The sequence below is a fragment of the Hymenobacter sp. UYCo722 genome (genome assembly GCF_040547115.1).
Taxonomy (GTDB): domain Bacteria; phylum Bacteroidota; class Bacteroidia; order Cytophagales; family Hymenobacteraceae; genus Hymenobacter.
Map to the genome: position 1 here is coordinate 89181 of NZ_JBEPPC010000011.1, position 20093 is coordinate 109273.

A 20093-nucleotide genomic window follows, 5' to 3' on the forward strand; every position below is an offset into this window, starting at 1 on the left:
GAGCGCAGCCGAGGCATCTCGCGTGTGGTCGTAACTCAATCGGTTGGTTCACTTCTGCACGCGAGATGCCTCGGCTGCGCTCGGCATGACGTGCTTTTTCAGCCTTAGTTACCTCTCGGCCACGTCCAGCACCTTGCACTGGGCGTATTCGGGGGCTACTTCGAGGTAAACCGTGCCGCGGTTTTTGGCAAACCAATCATCCAGGGCTTTGTTTTTCTTCTCGTTGAGGGCGGCAGCGGCAATTTTCTGGTAGTCTTCCTGCAGGTTGGCCTGGTGGGGAGCGGTGTTCGATTTCAGCCACAGCAGGCGCATGGCGTCCTTGCCTTCATCGGTGCGGTAGGGCATGGGCGGGGTGATGTGGCCCACCTTCATGGTGTCGATGGTGAAGAAGATAGCAGGGTCGAGTTTGTCGAGGGGCAGGCGCGAGCCGCCGTCGGCACGGTTGGCCAGCAGACCGCCGTTGTTGGCGCTTTGCTTGTCGGTCGAGTTGTCCTTGGCGGCCTTGGCAAACGTGATGCTGTCGCTCAGAATCTGACGGCGCAGGCGAGTGAGTAGTTTGGCCGAAGTGCTGATATCGGCCGCGCCGGTTTCGGGCTTGAGCAGGATGTGACGCGTAGAATACGTGTTTCCCTTGCGCTCGATGAACTGAATGAGGTGAAAGCCGAACTGCGACTGCACCACCGGCGACATCTGCCCCGGTTCCAGCCTCATCGAAGCAGCCTCGTACTCAGGCACCAGCTCGCCGCGCTTAAACGAGCCCAGGTAGCCGCCTTCCTTGGCTGAGCCCGGGTCTTCGGAGTACTGCTTGGCCAGGGTGGCGAAGTCGGCCCCGGCGAGTATCTGGCCCCGCAGGTCGTTGAGCTTGGCAATGGCGGCCTGCTTGGCCTTGTCGTTCACTTGGGCGGGCACTACAATCTGGCCCACTTCCACCTCGGTGCTGAAGTAGGGGAGGCTGTCCTTTGGAATGCGGGTGAAGTACTGCGCCACTTCGCGCGGCGTCACGGCCACCTTGCCGGTGATGGTTTCCTGCATCTTCTGCTGCGTGAGCTGCTCCTTTATTTGAGGGCGCAGGTCCTCTTTCAGCGACTTCAGCGACTTGCCGTACTGCTCTTCGAGGCGCTTCTCGGAGCCAATCTGCTGCACGAAATAGGCCATGCGGCGGTCTACTTCGCCGTTCACCTGCTTGTCCTCTACCGTCACCGAGTCCACCTCGGCGCGGGCCAGCATCAGCTTGTTCAGCACCAAGCTTTGCAGAATTTTACACTTGAGGTCGGGCGGTATGGGCTTGCCGGCGGCGCGGGCTACCTCCTGGGCGTACACGAGCTCCACGTCGGAGCGCAGCACAATTTGGTTGTCCACCTTCACTATTATGCCATCGAGCAGCTCCTGCCCCTTGGGGCGGCTGATGCCCAACTGGGCCTGGGAGGCGGGCGCGAAGCCCAATAACAGCGCCAATGTCAGCAGGGCCAACGTCGCGGCGCGATTCACTTTAACAAGCATAGAATAGGATTGAAGAGCCCGGGCAGCTGCCCGAACGAAAGCCGTTGGGCGCATAACACCACTACGGCCGCACAAATTTCATGATAAATCCGTCGGCAGACAATTCCAAGGAGCCGAATGGAAGAATAAGGGTTGCAGGCTGAAAGCAGTTATCAGTTAACAGTGAGCCGTTAACAACGCGTTTTCATTCGGAAAAGCGCCCTGTTAACTGCTCACTGTTAACTGGTAACTGTCGTTTACTTGGTTATCAGCTTGTTCACTTCGGCCTCGTTTACCTTCACGGGGCGCGCGGTGCGCAGCTGGGTAATCCACTCCTTTTCGAGGTAGGTCTGGTAGTCGCTGGTGGCCTGGCCGCGGGCTTCGGCCAGGGTTTTAGGGCCGGCGGGCAGAGTCCGTTCGATGGTCACGGCGTAGTAGCGGCCATCCTTCTGCACATTGTAAGTGCCGGGGCCTTTGGTTATCAACTCATCCATGACCTTGTTATCGCCCTTGGCAAACACGCGCTGGCTGATTTGCACCGACAACGGGTTCTTGGTGTTAAAGCGTTGCTCGATAGCCGCCGGGTCGCTGGTATAAGCCGTCACCGAAGCGGCATCCGGGCCCCCTTTGCGGGCTTGGGTATTACTCAGGCCAATGCGATTGATGCTCACCTGCTTATCCCGCAGATACGTCTGAATGCGCGCAGTGCGCTGCCCGGCCAGGCCCAACGAGGTTCCCTTGCTGGCGGATGCATTGAACATCACCTGTAGGGTCGTATCCGCCATCATCAGATTAGCCAGCTTGTCGAGAGCTTCCGAGGCGGCGGGAGTCAGCGTGGCGGTGCGCGGCCTGAAGCCAATAGTCGCCGGGATGCCTTTCGTCGTTGGCATCACCGTGCCAGCTACGCCGGAGGCGACCAATCCGTTGGCAGTGCGGCGGGTGGTGGAGGTGGGTTTCACGAAATAACGCTGCACTTCGTCGCGCAATGCTGGCGTGGCAGCGCTGATAACGCGGCCCTGCACGCGCTGGTCCCACTGGTACTTGGTCTGGTTGTCGGCGAAGAATTTCTTCAGGCCCACAGTATCCTCAATGGCTTTGCTCCACACCTTCTCATCCATCAGCTGGAAGAGCAGGATGCCGTCGCGGTACTCCTTCACCAGCATGCGGTAGTCCTCGTACTTGGTATCGAGGCTGCCCTTTTCAAACTCGGTCAGGCTCTGCTCCACGTACTGGTCGTAAAGCTGCTGCATGGCAAAGCCGGGCTGCGCACCCGGGCGGGCCCGCTGGTTCTGCTGCACGTAGGTGAGGAAATCGCTCACGTAGTACGGCTTGTTCTTGATAAGGAACAGGGGCATCTTGCCACCGCTGGCTTTAGCCTGCGCCGGTTTCATGCCCTCGCCCGCCATAAACTGGTACTTGAAGCGGCCAGCTACCAACGCCGTGTCGGCTTTGCCGAAAGCATAGACTTTGGCGGCCGGAATCTCCACGAACTGGTCTTCCTGGCGCACGCGCTTGAGAAAAGCGGCCTTGTTAAGCTCCGAGCGCGAGTCTTTCGACACCTTGCTTTTCAGGCCGGCTTCGAGGTCGGCAAACTTGGCCAGGGGCTGCTTCTCAATCAGCTTGATAACGTGCCAGCCGTAGGGTGTCTGCACCGGGGGCGCGAGGTCGCCGGGCTTTTGCAGCTTGAAGGCGGCTTCCTCGAACGAGGGAATCATACGGCCGGTGCCGAAGGGTGGCAGCTCGCCGCCGTTGGCCGCCGAGCCGGCATCTTCCGAAAACTGCGCCACGAGCTTTTCCCAGCTCTCGCCTTTTTTCAGGCGGCTGTAGAGCTCGTCAATCTTCTTGCGGGCCGTGAGCGAGTCGGCTTTGGCGGCGCTGGGGTTCATGCGAATCATCAGGTGGGCCACCTTGATTTCGCCCTGCGCCGTGCGCTTGTCGTTCACCTTGATGACGTGGTAGCCGAAACGCGTGCGAATGGGGGCCGAAATCTGGCCCACCGGCGTTTTATAAGCGGCCGACTCGAACGGGTACACCATCTGCATGGCCGTGAAGTAGCCCAGCTTGCCGCCGTTCTCGCGGGCCGAGGGGTCCTCGCTGTTGGCGCGGGCCAGCTGGCCGAAGTCGGTGCCGGCCACGGCCTGTTGGCGCAGGGCCGCAATCTTGTTGTAAGCGGCCAGCGTGTCGGCCGGGGTCGCGTCGGGCGCTACCCGAATAAGGATGTGGGAGGCGCTCACTTCCTGGCTCATGCGGTCGTAGGCCTCGCGCACCAGCAGGTCGGTCACGCTCTTCTCGGTGAGGTAGGGCTGGGCCAGCTGCTGGCGGTAGCCATCGAGCTCGCGCTTGAAGGCCTGGGTGGTGTCGAGGCCACGCTGCTCGGCTTCCAGCACCTTCAGCCGGAAGTTGGTGTAGAGGTCGAGGTAGTCGGTCACGCTCTGGCGGGTGGCGTAGTCGGCGGCCGCGCTGTTGTTTTTGCGGTACACGTAGGCAAACTCGTTGGCCGGCACCGGGTAGGTACCCAGCATTTCTACCGACGGCCCGGCCGGAGTGGCCATCAGCGAAGTAGTAGCGGCCGGTTTGGCAGCCTGGCAGCCCGCCAGCAGCGCGGCAGTGGCTGCGCTGGCATACAAAATGCGTTTATGCATAAACAAGAGAAAGAGTCGTTGGGCGCTGGCACAATGAAACAAGCGCGCGGGCATAAAATTACCGGTGCGAAATTAACCAACTTTCCGGCCCGGGGCGAGAGGCCCGAAAAAAGAACGTCCGGCCACCCAAAGCAGCCGGACATTTTCAGTAGGGGCAGACGCTGGCGCAGTCAGGCCAGATGCTTGCTGAGATGGCAAACGGTGTGGTTGCCACGGGTAAAGAATTCGACGCGGTCCATGAGGCGGGTTACCAGAGTCATGCCCATGCCGCCCTTCCGGCCTTCCTGAATGTAGGCGTTCAGGTCGGGGTCTTTGTGCGGGCCGGGCTGGAAAATAGTGTCGCCATTGTCGGCAATCTCTACATTTAGGTCGTGGTCGTCGAAGTTGAGTTTCAGGTCCAGAAACTGCGATTCGTCCTCTCCGTTGGCATGGATGATAAAATTGGCCACCACCTCATCCACGGCCAACACTACCTGGTTCACCGTTTTATCCGACAACTGCCGGGTACTCAAATAATTCCGCACGAAGTCACGCACCTGCTGGAGGTTGGCGCGCGAGCAGGCAATGCGGAGAACTGACTTCATGGGGAGTTAGCAGTCGAGAGCTAGGAGTTAAGCGTTGAAGAACTGAAATGACGGGAAGGCAAATCCAACCCTTTAACGCTTGACTTTTAAAGCTTAACTGAATTAGGCGGCTTCGGCTTCGGTAGCGCTGGGCACGATGGTCATCAGGGCATCCAGCCCCAGGATTTCGAACACGTTGAATACCTTTTCCTGCATGTTGAAGAACACCAGCTTCACGTTGGCATCCTGGAAGCGTTGCAGGTGCGAGATGAAAACGCCCAGGCCAGCCGAGGAGATGTAGCTGAGCTTGGCGCAGTCGATGAGAACTTTGCGGTAGTTCAGAATATCGGGCTTGGCCAGTTCGGTATCGAGGACGATGGCGGAGCTGGCGTCAAGCTCGCCATCGAGCTGCAGCGTAAGGGTATCGGCGGAGGGTTGCGCGGTAACTTTCATAATGAGGGCGATACGTCGGGCCTAGGGCAGGGGTTGGGCCGACTTGAACTTAATGACGAGCAACGTCTGGTCGTCATGGATGGGGTGACCGGACGTAAACGCGTTGAGGTCGTTGAGGATAATGTTTTTGATGTCGTGGGCCTCCTGGAAATAACATTCCTCGAGGCGCAGCTTGAGGCGGTCTTCGCCGTACTCGTCGGTGCCATTGCCGCCGCGCGCCTCCACGATGCCGTCGGTGTAAATCACCATCACATCGCCGGGGCTGTAGTCGTAGAACTGGTTTTTGATGTGCTTCTCGTACGAGTCGTTGCGGATAATGCCCAGCCCCAGCCCCGCCGAGTCGAAGTAGAACACTTCCTCGCGCATGGCGTGGTAGTAGAGCGTGTGGCAGTGCCCGGCCCGGGCAAACACGAAGCCGCCCTGCTCATAATCAATAATATAGAGCGAGGAGGTGATGAACGACGACTTCTCCAGGCAGTGGATGAGGGCCGTGTTGGCCTGGGCCATGAACTTGCTGGGTACCGGAAACTTGTCGCGCTCGTTTTTGGCCAGCGGGTTTTCCTGCATCAGCGAATGAAAGATGCCTTTCATCTGGGCCATGTGGAAGGCGGCCGTGACGCCCTTGCCGCTCACATCGCCGATGATGACGGCCAGCCGCCGGCCCTGCAGGTGCAGAAAGTCGTAGAAGTCGCCGCCCACTTCCTTGGCCGCCAGCGAGTGCGAGCTGATATCGAACCAGTTATCCGTCGGCAGGTTCTTCGGAATCAGGCTGTCCTGCACCTGGGAGGCAATCTTCAGCTCTTCCTGGGTGCGCTGGTTGACCAGCGAGGTCTGCATCAGCTCCAGGTTTTCGATGCTGAGCACGGCCTGACTGGTGAAGGTCTGGAGAATGCTGACGTCTTCGCGGTTGAATGTGCCGGGCTCTACTTTCAGCAGATAGAGCGTACCGTAGCCGAAGCGCAGGCCGCGCAGAGGCAGCTGAATGAGCGAGCGAAAAGCCTGCGAGGTACCCAAAAAGCCGAGGTGCTGGTTCAGGTCGTTGGTCACGTACTTGCCCTCCACAGTTGGGTGGGCGCGCAAGCCCGTGCGCAGGGCTTCAGCCTGCGCGGGGGTGATGTGGTGGTACTGGGTGGCGCTGTTGTCATCGACGCCCGTGTGGTGGGTGTCGATGTCAATCCAGGCGGCATCGGCCCGCACGGTTTCTACCGCCGAATTCAGCAGCATGTGATACACCTCGGAGGAGGTCTGGCCCCGTTGCACAATCTGGGCCAGGCGTTGCAGGCTCAGCATTTCGCTTGCCCGAAGAGCGGCAGGAGTTGCGTTGCCCGGTGCAGCCGGCGAACGGAAAAACAACCTGACCAGCACTGCGAGGGTGCCCAAGTCAGCCAGCAGCAGCAGCCAAATGGCCCACGGCGTGGGCCCGGAGCTACTATCGGTCAATAAATTGCCGACGGTCAGCGCTCCACTCAGCAGCGCTAATAGAAAAACGATGTAAAGTAACGGATGACGCACAGACAGAAACCAGGAATAACACAAGCACACCAGCCCGTCGCGCCGCAGCCGACGCTCAACCGGCTTGCAAGATACAATCAGCCGTCCAAAAAGTATTTATTTGATTCGATGCATCAAAAATGGCCAACGCCGGCCGTAGCCCGCGTTGGCCATTATACTTCAGGGGTTTATTGCGTGCCAACCCCAGCCAGCTCGTACTAGCGGCTCGAATAATTCGGTGCTTCCTTGGTAATCTGCACATCGTGCGGGTGGCTCTCGCGCAGGCCCGCTCCGGTAATGCGCACGAACTGCGCCGCTTGCAAGGCCTCAATGTTGGCCGCCCCCACGTAGCCCATGCCCGCCCGCAGGCCGCCCGCCAGCTGGTAAATCACCTCGCTCACGTTGCCTTTGAAAGGTACGCGGCCCACAATGCCCTCGGGTACCAGCTTCTTCACGTCGTCCTCGGCATCCTGGAAGTACCGGTCTTTGCTGCCGTCTTCCATGGCTTCTACCGAGCCCATGCCCCGGTAGCTCTTGTATTTGCGGCCTTCGTACATAATGAGGTCGCCGGGTGCTTCCTCGGTGCCGGCCAGCAGCGAGCCCACCATCACAGCCGCCGCGCCACCGGCCAGTGCCTTCACGAGGTCGCCCGAGAACTTGATGCCGCCGTCGGCTACCAGCGTCACGCCGGTGCCGGCCAGGCCCTTGGCGGCTTCGAGCACGGCCGAGAGCTGCGGCACCCCAATGCCGGCGATGATGCGCGTGGTGCAGATGGAACCCGGCCCCACGCCCACTTTCACGCAGTCGGCCCCAGCATCGGCCAGGGCTTTGGCCCCGGCGGCGGTGGCCACGTTGCCGGCCATCACGGCGAGGCTGGGGTAGGCGGCTTTAATAGCCCGCACGGCATCCATCACCCCTTTGGAGTGGCCATGGGCCGTGTCGAGGCTCACGAGGTCGACACCCGCTTCCACCAAAGCAGCTACGCGCTGGAGCAGGTCGGGCGTGACGCCCACGGCGGCCCCCACGCGCAAACGGCCCTGGCTGTCCTTGCTGGCGTGAGGAGCGCGGCGGCGCTTGCGAATGTCTTTGTAGGTCATCAGGCCGGCGAGGCGGCCCTCGCTGTCCACCAGCGGCAGCTTGTCGACTTTGCTATCGGTGAGCAGCTGCTCGGCTTCCGCCTGGTCGATGCCGGCGGGCGCGGTAACGAGGTTGGCCAGCGAAATCATCACGGACGTCACGGGCTGGCTGAGGTCTTTTTCGAAGCGCAAGTCCCGGTTGGTGAGGATGCCTTGGAGGCGGCCATCGCCGTTCACCACCGGAATACCGCCGATGTTGTGCTTGCGCATCAGTTGGCGGGCGTCGGCCAGGGTGGCGGTGGGCGGCAGGGTGAAGGGGTCCTGAATCAGGGCTGACTCGCTGCGCTTCACGCGGCGCACCTGCTCGGCCTGCGCCTTGATGGACATATTCTTGTGAATGATGCCCAAACCGCCTTCCTGCGCCAGGGCAATGGCCATGTCGGCCTCGGTCACGGTGTCCATGGCCGCCGAAATCAGCGGGGTTTGCAGCCGGATGGTGGAGGTGAGGCGGGTGCCGGTGTCGCAGTCGCGGGGCAAAACCTCGGAGTACGCTGGCAGCAGCAGTACGTCGTCGTAGGTGAGGGCCTCGAAGGCAATTTTAGGGGTTGCGGAATCCGCCATGGCAAAAGGGGTTGGGGGTTGGTGCCTTTTGCCAGTCAAAGGTACGGCGGGAAGTTGGGTTGAAACCCTACTTTCCCGCCGCCTCGTGTTTATTCTTTGGTGAATTTGCTGGTGCCCACCGCGCCGCCGGCCGAGAGGCGCGATAGATACAGGCCCGAGGCCAGGCGGCTCACGTCCACGGCCTGGCCGTTGCGCACGCGGGTGCGCAGCACCGCCCGGCCCCGCGCATCGCTGATTTCAAGCAGCGCTTCGCCGGCCACGTTGGCGGGCAGGGCCACGCGCAGCTCGCGGGCGGCGGGGTTGGGGTAGAGGCTTACGGACAGCGTCTGGGCCGGGCGGGCGGCGGTGACCGTGGCGGGCGCGTACAGCCAGGAGTAGCCGGCCGGAAACTCGCGCTTCCAGAACCACTCGGCGTGCTGGCCGTCGGTGCGGGTGTTGAAGCTGAGATTGGCGGCCGGCACGCCACCACGCTGCAGCGAATCGCGCAGGGCCTGCATCTGGGGCACCATGTTGGTGCTTTCGGTAGTGCCGCTCACGAAGTAGAAGCGGGTATTGGGGTTGGCGGGGTGCTGGTGGGCGTAGGCGGCCAATTGCGGGTAGGCAAACCAGTAGGCCGGCGAAAACGACGCCACTTTGCCAAATACCGCCGGCTCGCGCAGGGCCGCGTAAGTGGCAATGAGGGCACCCATGCTGGAGCCGCCGATGCCGGTGTTGGCGCGGTCGGCCAGGGTGCGGTAATTGGCGTCGATGTAGGGCTTGAGGGTTTGCACTAGGAAATCGACGTACAAATCGCCCTGGCCGCCGCCGTACTGCGGGTTGTTCCAGGGCGAGTATTCGTCGAGGCGGTTGGGGCCGTTGTCCACGGCCACCACGATGCAGCCGGTGGGGTCCTGGCCGTTGGCGGCTAGCTGGTTCAGGGCCTCATCCACGCCCCACTCACCGGCGAAGGAAGTGGCGGCATCGAACACGTTCTGGCCATCCTGCATATAGAGCACGGGATAGCGGCGGCCGCTGGTGGCGTAGCCGGGCGGCAGGTAGAGCCACACGCGGCGGGTGCGGCCCAGCTGCGGCATGGCAAAGGCGGTCGAAATCACGCTCACATTGGCCGCTGCCGTGGAGGCCGGCCCGCCGCCGCCGGGGCCAGCCAGGTCTTCCCAGTTCAGTACCTGGCCCAGCACCGTGGCCGGGGCCGTGCCGAAGGTGTAGCTGCGGTTGGGCACCGAGCCGTTGGCAGCGTTGGTTTCGACGGTGGCCCAGGTGCCGCGCGTAAACTTGTATTCCATGGTGCCGGTAGCGGCGGGCAGCGTAATCTGGTAGCTGCCGTCGGGGTTGCGGGTGAGGGCGTGGGCCGCGCTGCCGGGATTCCAATTATTGAACGTGCCGGCGATATAGAGCGTGGCATTGGCCGGCGTGCTAGCCGGCACGGCCGTGAGTTTGAAGGTGACCTGGGCCTGGGCGGTGAAGGCGATGAGCGCCAGCAGCAGCGAGAAAAGCTTTCTCATAGCGAGGGGTGGGATTTGGGAGGATAGGCGAAATTAGGCTGCAAAGCTACGGCCAGGGCGGCCGGGTCTGCGGCATAAGTAGAATGGCCTGCTTCGGCGGCGCTTAGCAGGACGTTCTGAACAATTAGCCGGCCGATACCGTCTTAACGCCTACCATTTCAAAGAACGATTTATTATGTCTGATTCAACTGCCAAAACCTGGTTTATCACCGGCGCTTCGTCCGGTTTCGGCGAAGCCCTGGCCGACTACGTGCTCGAAAAAGGCGACCGGGTGGCCGCCACCTTCCGCAAGCCCGAGCAAGCGGACGAATTCACCAAGAAAATTGCCGGCCGCACCCTCGGCGTGGTGGCTGACGTCACCAACGAAGCCCAGGTGAAAACCGCCGTGGCTGACGCCCTGGCCCAGTTCGGCCAGCTCGATGTTATCGTGAACAATGCCGGCTACGGCTCGATGGGCAGCATCGAGGAAGTGCCCGCCGAAGAAGTGCAGCGCCAGTTCGACGTGAACGTGTTCGGCGCGCTACACGTGCTGCGGGCCGTGCTGCCGCAGCTGCGCAAGCAGCGCTCGGGCCACGTGCTCAATATCACCAGCATCGGCGGCCTGAAAACTTTTCCCGGCGTGGGCATCTACAACGCCTCGAAATTTGCCCTGGAAGCCATTGGTGAGAGCCTGAGCCAGCAGGTGGGTCCGCTCGGTATTAAGGTGACGAACATCGAGCCCAGCGGCTTCCGCACCAAGTGGGCGGGCGAGTCGGCCACCTTCGCCGATACCAAAATCGACGACTATCAGGCCACCGTGGGCGAAAACCTGCGCAGCATTCAGGGCTACAGCGGCCGCCAGCCCGGCGACCCTGTGCGCGCTGCCAAAGCCATGTACGACGTAGTGCAGCTCGAAAACCCACCCCTGCACCTGCCCCTGGGCAAAGCCGCCGTGAAAGGGGCCCGCGAGAAATTCGCCGCTACCGCCAAGGAGCTGGCGCAGTATGAGGAGCTGGGCGACGCGGCTGATTTCCCGGCTGGGGAGTAGCACCGGTTGCCGACCCGAAACGGTTATGCTGAGCGCAGCCGAAACATCTCTACCGCAATACTAAAACAGATTAGTGGCGCGGTAGAGATGCTTCGGCTGCGCTCAGCATGACCGTTTTTTTATCGTTTCTTAACCCTGCTTCGGTACCCTAGCCGCGTATCTTCGCCCCATGTCCCTCTCCGCCAACGACTACGAAGCCACTTCCTGGGAAGACCTGCAACGGCTGCTGTTCCAGGATACCTGGGATGCGCGCATCGGGCGGTTCCGGTCGCCGTTTGTGTATCGGGGCGGCCGCTCGCGCCATTTTCAGCTCGAAACCAGTTTGCAGCGGCTTGGGGGCGAGTACCAGAATCTGGAGCACCACCTGCTGCGCAACTTCCGCAAATACGCTCGCGAAACCGGCCTGCCCGCCGCCGCCAGCACCTGGGACTGGCTGGCCCTGGCCCAGCACCACGGCCTGCCCACCCGCCTGCTCGACTGGACGTACTCGCCCTACGTGGCCCTGCACTTCGCCACCGACGATATCGCCGCCTACCATGAAGACGGCATCATTTGGGCGCTGAACTATGTGAAAGCCGCCGAGCACCTGCCCCAGCGCCTGCGCCAGGCGCTGCAGGCCGAGGGCTCCAACGTCTTTACCTCCGAGCTGCTGCAACCCGTGAGCAGCAGCCTGCGCGAGTTGGAGGAGCTGCAGGCCGAGCCCTACGTGCTGTTTCTGGAGCCGCCCAGCCTCGATGCCCGCATTGTGCACCAGTACGCGCTGTTTTCGCTGATGAGCACGGCCCAAAGCGTGCTGCACGACTGGCTGGCCGACCGGCCCGACCTGTATTTCCGCATCATTCTGCCGGCCCGCCTCAAATGGGAAGTGCGCGATAAGCTCGACCAGGCCAATATCACCGAGCGGGTGCTGCTGCCGGGCCTCGGCGGCCTCAGCCGCTGGCTGCACCGCCACTACTCGCCCCGCGCCGACGGCAAGAACTTCCTGGACGACAACGAGATGCGGTAGGGGCGGGTTGCACCCGCCCGTCGTTCGAAGTCGGTGCAACGGGGCGAACACCGGGCGGGTGCAAACCGCCCCTACCGTTGCCAGTGCCAGCGGAAGCGGTGCTCTTTGGCGCGGCTGCGCTGGGTCGCGTCCTGACCAACCACCTGCACATCCCAGATAAGGCCCACGGCGCGCAGACCGGCTACCAGGTACCAGCCCAGGTCGAGCTCATACCATTCGGTGCTCATTTTGGCCGAGCTGGGGTGAGCGTGATGGTTGTTGTGGAAGCCCTCACCGAAGGACAGCGCGCCCAGCACCCAGCTGTTGTAACCATGCTCCGTGGCATCGTCGATGGCATAGCGGGCGTAGCCGTATTTGTGCGTCATGAAGCCCACAAACCAGTGGCCCAGCATGCTGACGCTTACCCGCACCGGCCCGCAGATTATCATGGCCTCAAACCCAAAAAAGACCCAGATGAGGCCGAACAGGCCGATGACGTGCAGGTACCAGGTTTTTTCCAGGAACACGAGCCAGGGGTCGTGCAGGTCCTCGGCGGGAATCTGGTAGCGGCTGATATCGCCGGGCACCAGGTCGAAGTGCAGGTTCCAGTAGTAGTCGCGGGCCATGGAATGGTCGTAGCGAAAGTAGGGCGGGCAGTCGAGCCGGTTCTGCCAGTAATCGCGGAAATAATGTACCCGCAGCCAGGAGATAGGCCCGCCCAGCCCCGATAGCACCGCCAGATAGGCCAGCACGCCCCGCGTGATGCGCCCGCACCGGTAGGCGTGGTGAATGATGCCCCGGTGCAGGCCCGTGGAGTGCCCCAGCCCCACCGTGAGCACCACCAGCCCCGCCGAGGCTAGTCCCCGTGGCCCCGACCAGCTCGACCAGCCCCAGCCCAGGGCGGCCGCCAGCATCAGGTACATCCAGCTATTGTGGAGCCAGCCCGGCCGAAGCTGGTCGCCGGCTAGCACGGGCGAATTGGGGGTGAAATCCGGCATTGGGGAGCGGTTTTCTGCGGTTTATACGAAGTTAGGTCGCAGAAAAGCAGCGCGCAAAACCGGGCCCAACTTCTACCCGAAATCACTCCGCGGCCCTACAGCCGCACCAGGGCCGTGCGGGTGGGAATGGCCACGGCTACGCTCACCTGCACAGCATTGCGGCTCAATGCCAGGCCCGCCAAGCCGGCGGCCTGGCTCTGGTGCAGGTACACCATCTCCAGCATGGTGCGGCGGCTGGCGCGGTAGCCCAGGCCGGCGCTGGCGCGATTTTCTTCGAGGAAGCTGCGACCATCGCGGGCACCCAGGCCGGCAAACAGCTCATCGGCCGCTACCACGTAGGCGCTGCCCACGGGCCGCCGGCCGCCAGTGCGCAGCGGAATCACGAGCCGCAGCTGGTAGCGCAGGCGGGGTGCGAACCGAAAAGCGGCTTCGGGGGCGGCGCGCAGCCAGCGCTCCTCGGCCCGCAGGCGGTGGCTGGCGCGCACCGGGCCGCTTTGGTCGGCCAGGGCTATTTCCTGGTAAAACCGGTGTTCGGGAACGGTGGAAGCATCGGCGCGACCAAATTCGTTGGCGGCCAGCACGTAGCCGGTTGTCAGGCTGAAGCACGGGGCTACGTTAAGGCGGAAGCCAACCCGCCCCAGCCGCTGCGCGCCCAGCTGGGCGTTGCCCTGGCGGCTTTCAACTTCCGAGTACAAGCTCCAGCGGCCCCGCATGGGCATATCGGCGCTCAGCCGGAGCCAGCCTACGGGTGCTCCACCGCTCTGCGCCCGGGCCGCGCCATGGCATAGCAAGCACACAAGCATCAGCAGAGTGGAGACGTGTTTCATCTCCCCAAGTTATGGAATTGTTACGCTGTATTACGCAATTGTTAACAGATACCGGTAAAACTTAACATTGGAGTGCTGCTCACTTACTAGCCCAGCCGCTTTTTGGTCAGGCGGGTTGGAATGTGCTCCATCGGCTTATCGGGCCAGGGGTGGCGCGGGTAGCGCCCCTTCAAATCCTTGCGCACCTCAAAATAGCCCTTCTCCCAGAAGCTGCGCAAATCGCGGGTTACCTGCGCCGGCCGGCCCCCGGGCGATAGCAGGTGCAGCAGCAGCGGCACGCGGCCAGCGGCCACGGTGGGCGTTTCGGTGAGGCCGAACAGCTCCTGGAGCTTCACGGCCAGCACGGGGGCGGCCGGGTCGCTGTAGTCGAGGGTAATGTGCGAGCCGCTGGGCACTTCCAGCGCGGCCGGGGCCAGCCGGTCCAATTCCTGGCGCTGCTGCCAGCCGCCGGGCAGGCGGGCCAGCAGCGGCTCATACAAGTCGAGGCGCTGCACCTGGTCGAGGGTCTTCAGGCCCGTCAGGTGCGGGCCGAGCCAGTCGGCCAGCTCCTGCGTGAGCGTGGCGTCGTCAGAAGCCGGCCAGCTGGTTGTTGGTTGTTCGTGGTCAGTTGAGCGGCTGGTTTCAGCAGCCGGGAAGTGCTTTCGCAGAAACTCCAGCCGCTGCTGCAGCTGGCGGGCGGCGGGCGTCCAGTTCAGCTTGCTCACGCCGGCTTCCTGCAAATAGTCGAGCAGCGCCCGCGCCACCAGCGCCGCATCGGGCTGGCCAATGACTTTTTCATCGAGCAGCAGCGCCCCCAGGCGGCGCACCCGGCGGCCGGCTACGCGCTGGGTGGCGGCGTCGTAGCGCACTTCGTCGGTGGTGGTTATCTGGTCGGCGAAGGCCAGCTCCAGTTCATCCTGGCCCAGCGGGGCGGCCAGCGTAGCGCGTGGGGCCGAGGCCGTACCCGCCAAGTGCGCCACCGCGAAAAACGTGGCCTGCGGGTCCACCTCGGTCGTATTCAGGCTCACGCGCTGGCCGGTCACGAGGCGCAGGCGGTCGGGGGTTTCGCGCTGGGCCAGCCGGTCGGGGTAGGCCAGCGCCGTGAGCAGGCCAACGGGGGCCTGCGCAATTAAGTGAGTAGGCGAGTTGGCCGACTTGCCCAAGCGGCCGGTGAGGTTGCGGGCCACGTCGCGCACGCGCTGCAAAGTGGCGTGGTGCAGGGCCAAGCCAGGCAGGGGCGGGCGGCCGCTGGCCAAGGCTTCGAGGCGCAGGCGCAGGTCGGGCGGGGCGGGGCGAGTGTCGGTGGGGGTAGCCCAGCGCAGCAGGTCGCGCTCGGCTAATAGCGCGGCCAGCGAAGCCGCGGCCGCGCCGTGGCCCAGCTCCTGGCCCCGCACCACGAGGTGGCCGAGGCGCGGCGGCAGACCCAGCGCGGCAAGTTTCCGGCCGTGAGCCGTGGGCTTGGTCTGGGAATTAAAAATTAAAAATGAAGAATTAAAAATGGGTAGTTGAGCATCGGTTTCGCCTGATTGACTACCCTCATTCTTCATTTTTAATTCTTCATTTTTAATTACCTCTAAAGCCCCCAACCTGACCAGCAGCTCCCGCGCCTGGGCAAACGCCGCCACCGGCGGCAGGTCCAGCCAGCGCAGGCTGGTGGGTTCGGCCGCGCCCCACAGGGCCAGCTCCAGGGCCAGACTGCTGAGGTCGGCGGTGTGGATTTCGGGCGGGCGGTGGGCGGGCAGATGGTGATGTTCGGCTTCAGTCCAGAGGCGGTAGCAGGTGCCGGGGGCCAGGCGGCCGGCGCGGCCCCGGCGCTGGTCGGCGGCGGCGCGGGCCACGGGCACGGTTTCGAGGGTGGTGAAGCCGGTGCGGGGCACGAAGCGCGGCACCCGGGCAAAGCCGCCGTCAATCACCACCCGCACGCCCTCGATGGTGAGGCTGGTTTCGGCGATGCTGGTAGCCAGAATAATCTTGCGGCGACCGGCTTTCGACGGCCGTAGGGCGGCATCCTGGGTTTCGAGCGGCAGTTCGCCGTGCAGCAGGTGCAGGTCAATGTGGTCGGGCAACGAGTCCTGGAGCTTGCGGGCGCTGCGCTGCAGGTCGCCCACGCCGGGCAGAAACACGAGGATGTCGCCCTCCAAATGGGTATTCAGGGCGGCGCGTACCTGGGCCGGCACCAGCTCGGCCAGCCGCTCGTTGGGCTTGTTGGGCAGGGCCGATGCCCGGCGCGGGTCGAGGTAGTGCGTGTCAATCGGAAACAAAAAGCCAGCCGACGACACCACCGGCGCGGGCAGCCACTGCCCCAACCGCTGCGCCTCCAGCGTGGCACTCATGATGAGAATACGCAGCTCGGGCCGCAGCACGGCCTGCGCATCCAGCGCCAGCGCCAGGCCCAAATCCGCGTTCAGACTGCGCTCGTGGAATTCGTCAAATACCACGGCCGCCACGCCTTCCAGCGCCGGGTCGTCCTGAATCATGCGCGTGAGAATGCCCTCGGTGATGACTTCCACGCGGGTCTCCTGGCTCACCTTGCTATCGAGCCGCACCCGGTAGCCGATGGTGCGGCCCACGGGCTCGCCCAGCAGCTGGGCTAGGCGGGCGGCGGCACCGCGCACGGCCAGTTGGCGGGGTTCCAGCACCAGAATTTTATCGGCCGGGTTGCGCCATGCGGCCGCTAGTAGCTCCAGCGGCACCACGGTGGTTTTGCCCGCGCCGGGCGGCGCTTCGAGCACCACGCGGCTATTGGCGGCCAGGGCGGCCCGTAGTGCGGGCAGCGCCGCCAGGATGGGCAGGTTGGGGAGGGGCGGCAGGACGAAGGCGTTGGGCATCGGGCCAAAATTACGGCCGCCGGCCCGGGGAGTCGGTTTCTGCTGGCCGGCTGGCTACACCCGCCGCATGGGCCACAGCTCTACCTGCACCGGGCCGCCGGCGTGCACCACCGGCTTGCCGACGGGCGTGGGCAGGCCGTGGCTCTCAATCAGGTCCGACTCCAGGTGCAGCACCTGGGCGGTGCGCAGCGGCCAGGGCCCGTGTGCGACCCGGCCCTGATAGAGCTTGGTTTGGTCTTTACTGCTGGTGTACAGGCAGTAGCGCTCCGTAAGAAAAAACTCCAGCGAACCGGGCTCGGCAGGGGGCAGCAGCGCGCCCAGCTTCCAGGTAGCCTGGAAGCTGGCGGCGGGCACCCCGCCGTGGGTGCGGGTGGCGGCAAACCGGCGCAGGTCGGCGCTGGGCTGGTCGAGGCGCATGGTGGCGCGCAGGTAGGGCAGGTGGAAGAAAGTGCGGGCCACCCACACGGCCAGCGCGTTGGTGGCATCGAGTGAGAAAAACCACACGCCGGGTACGCCATCGAGGTGCACGTAGGTACGCACGTTCAGCTCCATAAACTGGTGCGTGCCCGGCACCGGCGGAGTGAAGCGGGTGCGCACCTTGCTCATCTCGAACGGCACAATGGCAATCCAGGCCTGGCCCTGGTGGGTGTCGGCTTGCAGCCGGGGTGGTAGGTGGGCCTGCAATAGCTCGGCCGGCACCGGCCAGTGCAGAAACAGCAGCTCGCTCCACTGCTGGCGCAGCAGCGGCGCGCCGGCGGGCCGCTCGCGCAGGGCCAGGCGGGCCGAGAGGGCCACGGCATCGGGCGAGCGGGAGGGGGTGGGGGGCAGGGTTAAATCGAGCATAAACGCGGGTCGGAAAGGAGGAATACCCGCCTTAAACGCAAACCGCCCGCCGCCCGCCGTGTTTGCGGAATAACCACGTTGGCCTTAGTACACCGGAAAATCCGGGTCCACGCGAATGGCCCAGGCATCGACGCCGCCGCGCAGGTTCAGCACGTTGGTACGGCCCAGGTGGCGCAGGTAGCCCGCCGCGTGGGCCGAGCGCACGCCGTGGTGGCAAATAACGACTACCGGTCCTTCGGTGCGGATTTCGGCGGCGCGGCGCGGCAGCTCATCCAGGGGCACGAGCTGGCTGCCGGGCAGGTGGCAGTAGTCGAATTCCATCTCCTCGCGCACGTCGATGAGCTGAATATCGTCGCCGGCCTGCAGGCGGCGGTGCAGGTCTTCGGGGCTGAGGTCGAGGAGTTCGGGGGACATGGAGGCGGGATGAGGGCGCAAAAATAGGTTTGCCCGGCGCTATCTTGCGGCATTCATCACCGGCGGGCCTTTGTGAGTGTGTTTCTGACGTTTGATATTTCCGGAGCCTTCGCGCAGTACTGGCAGGCCACCACGGCGCTGGAGCTGGTGGCCGTAGCCACGGGCTTTGCCTGCGTGTGGCTGGCCGCGCGCGAGTCCATCTGGAACTTCCCGGTGGCTATTGTGAGCTGCCTGCTCTACGTTTTCGTTTACTTTGGGGCAAAGCTTTACGCCGACTGCGGCTTGCAGGGACTGTTCATTTTGCTTAGCGGCTACGGCTGGTACGAATGGCTGTACGGCGGCAATGACGCCACCGAGCTGGGCGTGACGCACACCCCCGGCCGCGAGTGGCTGCTGGGAGCGGCTTTCGCCGTGCTCTTCACGTTGGGCTTCGGCTACTACTTGCACCATCACACCGACGCAGCCTTTCCCTATCTCGACAGCTTTACCACGGCCGGCAGCATTGTGGCCCAATATCTGCTCACCCGCAAGCGCCTCGAAAACTGGCTGCTCTGGCTGCTGGTCGATGTGATTTACGTGCCAGTGCTCTGGTACAAAGCGTTATATACCACCAGCCTGCTGTACTTCCTGTACCTGGCCCTGGCGGCCTACGGCTACTGGCAGTGGCGGCGCGAGCTGCTGGCTCCGGCCCGGCCGGCGGTGGCCCATCGTTGAATTTACCCCGGCCTTTGCGCCGGCTACTTCCTTCCTTTCGCAACTGTTCTTTTTCACGAGTCATTCCCCCTTCTTCACCGTTGCTGCGTGTTTCTCTGACTGGTCCCGAATCGACGGGTAAATCGACGCTGGCGGCCCGACTGGCGGCGCACTACGGCACCACCTTCGCCCCGGAGTTCGCCCGCGAGTACCTGGCCGATTCTGGCCCGCACTACTCGCCCGAAGACCTCGAGGAAATTGCCCGGGGCCAGCTCGCCGCCGAAGCCCTCGCCGAGGCCGCCGCGAAAGCGCAGGGCCACCGGGTAGTGTTTTTCGACAGCGACCTGCTGGTCATCAAAATCTGGTTTCAGCACTCTTTCGGTACCTGCCCCGAATGGATTCTGGAGCAGGTTGCCCGCCAGCACTACGACCTGGTGCTGCTGATGGGCGTAGACCTGCCCTGGGAGCCCGACCCTCTGCGCGAGCATCCGCACCTGCGCCAGCACTTCTATGACCTCTACCAGCGCGAGCTGCGCGAGCAGATGTCCAACTTTGCCGAAGTGGCCGGCAACTACGACCGGCGCTTTGCGCACGCCTGTTTCCTAGTGGATGAGCTGCTCCGGATGGCCGAGCTGCCCGCTACCCTGCCCGTGCTCGATGAGCCCCGCGCCTCTTACCGCGCGCCGGCCTACACGCTGGTCACGCCCGAGTGCCGGGCTACGTTCAGTCCGCGCGGGGCCGAGCTCATCAGCCTCATTGCCAAGGCCGACGGCCTCGAATACTTATGGTCGGGCGACCCCGCCGTATGGGGTCGGCACGCGCCGGTGCTGTTTCCGCTGGTAGGCCGCCTGCCCGGCGATGCCTACCATTATCAGGGCCGCGACTACCGACTGGCCCAGCATGGCTTTGCCCGCGACCAGGAGTTTGCCGTGCTGCGCCAGAGCGCTACCGAGCTGGTGTTTCGCCTGCAGCACGATGAAAGCACGCGGGCCATGTTTCCTTTTGCCTTCGAGCTTCTCATCACCTACACGTTGCGGGGCGCGCGGCTAAGCGTGCGCTGGGACGTGCGCAACCCCGCCCCCGACCAGCCGCTGCTTTTCAGTATTGGGGCGCACCCGGCCGTGCGCTGCCCGCTGCTGCCCGGCGAGCGGTTCGAAGACTATTACTTCGCCTTCGACCACCCCGTAACGCTGGAGCGCCACCTGCTCGAAGGCGGCCTGCTTACGGGCGAAACCGCCCGCGTGCTCACCCAGGGCCAGGAGCTGCCGCTCAGCTACGAGCTATTTGCCGATGATGCGCTGGTGTTCAAGCACTACGATTTTTCCCGGCTCACGCTACGCTCGCGCAAGTCGGCGCGTTTCGTACGCTTTCAGTTCGACGGTTTTCCCTACCTCGGCCTCTGGACCAAAGGGCCGGGCGCGAATTTCGTGTGCGTCGAGCCCTGGTACGGCATCGCGAGCCCTGTTGGCAAACCCGGCGAGCTTAGCGAAAAAGAAGGCATTCTATCTCTGGAGCCCGGCCAGTCGTTCACGGCTACTTACTCGATGGAAATAGGGTAGCCGAGGAATACAAGCTAAAGAACCTGTTTAGGAAGTAGTCAGGAAGGTATAAAAGAGGAAAGACTCCCACAAAAGCGGGAAATTTGAGGTGCGAACCATCTCCTTCCCCTCCC

General features: G+C 63.5%; 16 protein-coding genes. 4 read left to right on the forward strand and 12 right to left on the reverse strand.

Going from position 1 to position 20093, the window contains the following annotated elements; all coding sequences use genetic code 11:
* Positions 1-108: 108 nt before the first annotated feature.
* The 7 genes from ABIB44_RS19595 to ABIB44_RS19625 form a co-directional block, all read right to left on the reverse strand.
* A complete protein-coding gene (locus tag ABIB44_RS19595) occupies positions 109-1500 on the reverse strand; it encodes a peptidylprolyl isomerase (RefSeq protein ID WP_354586373.1) in 1392 nt (463 codons plus the stop codon).
* 236 nt (positions 1501-1736) lie between these two features.
* Positions 1737-4121 (reverse strand): peptidylprolyl isomerase, encoded by a 2385-nt coding sequence (locus ABIB44_RS19600; RefSeq protein ID WP_354586374.1) that lies wholly within the window; start codon positions 4119-4121, stop codon positions 1737-1739.
* Between the two features lie 170 nt (positions 4122-4291).
* Positions 4292-4705, reverse strand: coding sequence for an ATP-binding protein (locus tag ABIB44_RS19605; RefSeq protein ID WP_354586375.1), 414 nt, complete (start codon positions 4703-4705; stop codon positions 4292-4294).
* Positions 4706-4807: 102 nt separating this feature from the next.
* Positions 4808-5137 (reverse strand): STAS domain-containing protein, encoded by a 330-nt coding sequence (locus tag ABIB44_RS19610; RefSeq protein ID WP_354586376.1) that lies wholly within the window; start codon positions 5135-5137, stop codon positions 4808-4810.
* A 21-nt stretch (positions 5138-5158) separates the two neighbouring features.
* Positions 5159-6427, reverse strand: a complete 1269-nt coding sequence (locus ABIB44_RS19615) for a PP2C family protein-serine/threonine phosphatase (protein ID WP_354586377.1) — start codon at positions 6425-6427, stop codon at positions 5159-5161.
* Positions 6428-6846: 419 nt separating this feature from the next.
* Positions 6847-8325, reverse strand: coding sequence for an IMP dehydrogenase (gene guaB, locus ABIB44_RS19620; protein ID WP_354586378.1), 1479 nt, complete (start codon positions 8323-8325; stop codon positions 6847-6849).
* 89 nt (positions 8326-8414) lie between these two features.
* Entirely contained in the window at positions 8415-9827 is a 1413-nt protein-coding gene (locus tag ABIB44_RS19625; protein WP_354586379.1) for an alpha/beta hydrolase-fold protein, read from the reverse strand.
* Positions 9828-10002: 175 nt separating this feature from the next.
* Between ABIB44_RS19625 and ABIB44_RS19630 the strand changes: the two genes are divergently transcribed.
* Together ABIB44_RS19630 and ABIB44_RS19635 are read left to right on the forward strand one after the other, a co-directional pair.
* Entirely contained in the window at positions 10003-10854 is an 852-nt protein-coding gene (locus ABIB44_RS19630) for an oxidoreductase (protein WP_354586380.1), read from the forward strand.
* 169 nt (positions 10855-11023) lie between these two features.
* Positions 11024-11860, forward strand: a complete 837-nt coding sequence (locus ABIB44_RS19635) for an FRG domain-containing protein (RefSeq protein ID WP_354586381.1) — start codon at positions 11024-11026, stop codon at positions 11858-11860.
* Between the two features lie 71 nt (positions 11861-11931).
* On the opposite strand, the gene ABIB44_RS19640 is transcribed toward ABIB44_RS19635, so the two are convergent.
* From ABIB44_RS19640 to ABIB44_RS19660, 5 genes are all read right to left on the reverse strand, one after another.
* Positions 11932-12837 carry a fatty acid desaturase gene (locus tag ABIB44_RS19640; protein WP_354586382.1) on the reverse strand — a complete coding sequence of 302 codons (906 nt, stop codon included), beginning with the start codon at positions 12835-12837 and terminating at the stop codon, positions 11932-11934.
* A gap of 95 nt (positions 12838-12932) precedes the next feature.
* Positions 12933-13664 (reverse strand): DUF2490 domain-containing protein, encoded by a 732-nt coding sequence (locus tag ABIB44_RS19645; RefSeq protein WP_354586383.1) that lies wholly within the window; start codon positions 13662-13664, stop codon positions 12933-12935.
* 86 nt (positions 13665-13750) lie between these two features.
* On the reverse strand, positions 13751-16471 hold the full coding sequence (hrpB, locus tag ABIB44_RS19650; RefSeq protein WP_354586384.1) for an ATP-dependent helicase HrpB: 2721 nt from the start codon (positions 16469-16471) through the stop codon (positions 13751-13753).
* Between the two features lie 54 nt (positions 16472-16525).
* Complete coding sequence (locus tag ABIB44_RS19655) at positions 16526-17314, reverse strand: YqjF family protein (protein WP_354586385.1); 789 nt, start codon at positions 17312-17314, stop codon at positions 16526-16528.
* A gap of 84 nt (positions 17315-17398) precedes the next feature.
* Positions 17399-17728 carry a rhodanese-like domain-containing protein gene (locus tag ABIB44_RS19660; RefSeq protein ID WP_354586386.1) on the reverse strand — a complete coding sequence of 110 codons (330 nt, stop codon included), beginning with the start codon at positions 17726-17728 and terminating at the stop codon, positions 17399-17401.
* Positions 17729-17800: 72 nt separating this feature from the next.
* Here ABIB44_RS19660 and pnuC point away from each other — a divergent pair, with 72 nt between their 5' ends.
* Positions 17801-18442 (forward strand): nicotinamide riboside transporter PnuC, encoded by a 642-nt coding sequence (pnuC, locus tag ABIB44_RS19665; RefSeq protein ID WP_354586387.1) that lies wholly within the window; start codon positions 17801-17803, stop codon positions 18440-18442.
* 80 nt (positions 18443-18522) lie between these two features.
* Positions 18523-19980, forward strand: a complete 1458-nt coding sequence (locus ABIB44_RS19670; RefSeq protein ID WP_354586388.1) for an aldose epimerase family protein — start codon at positions 18523-18525, stop codon at positions 19978-19980.
* The last annotated feature ends 113 nt before the right edge of the window (positions 19981-20093 follow it).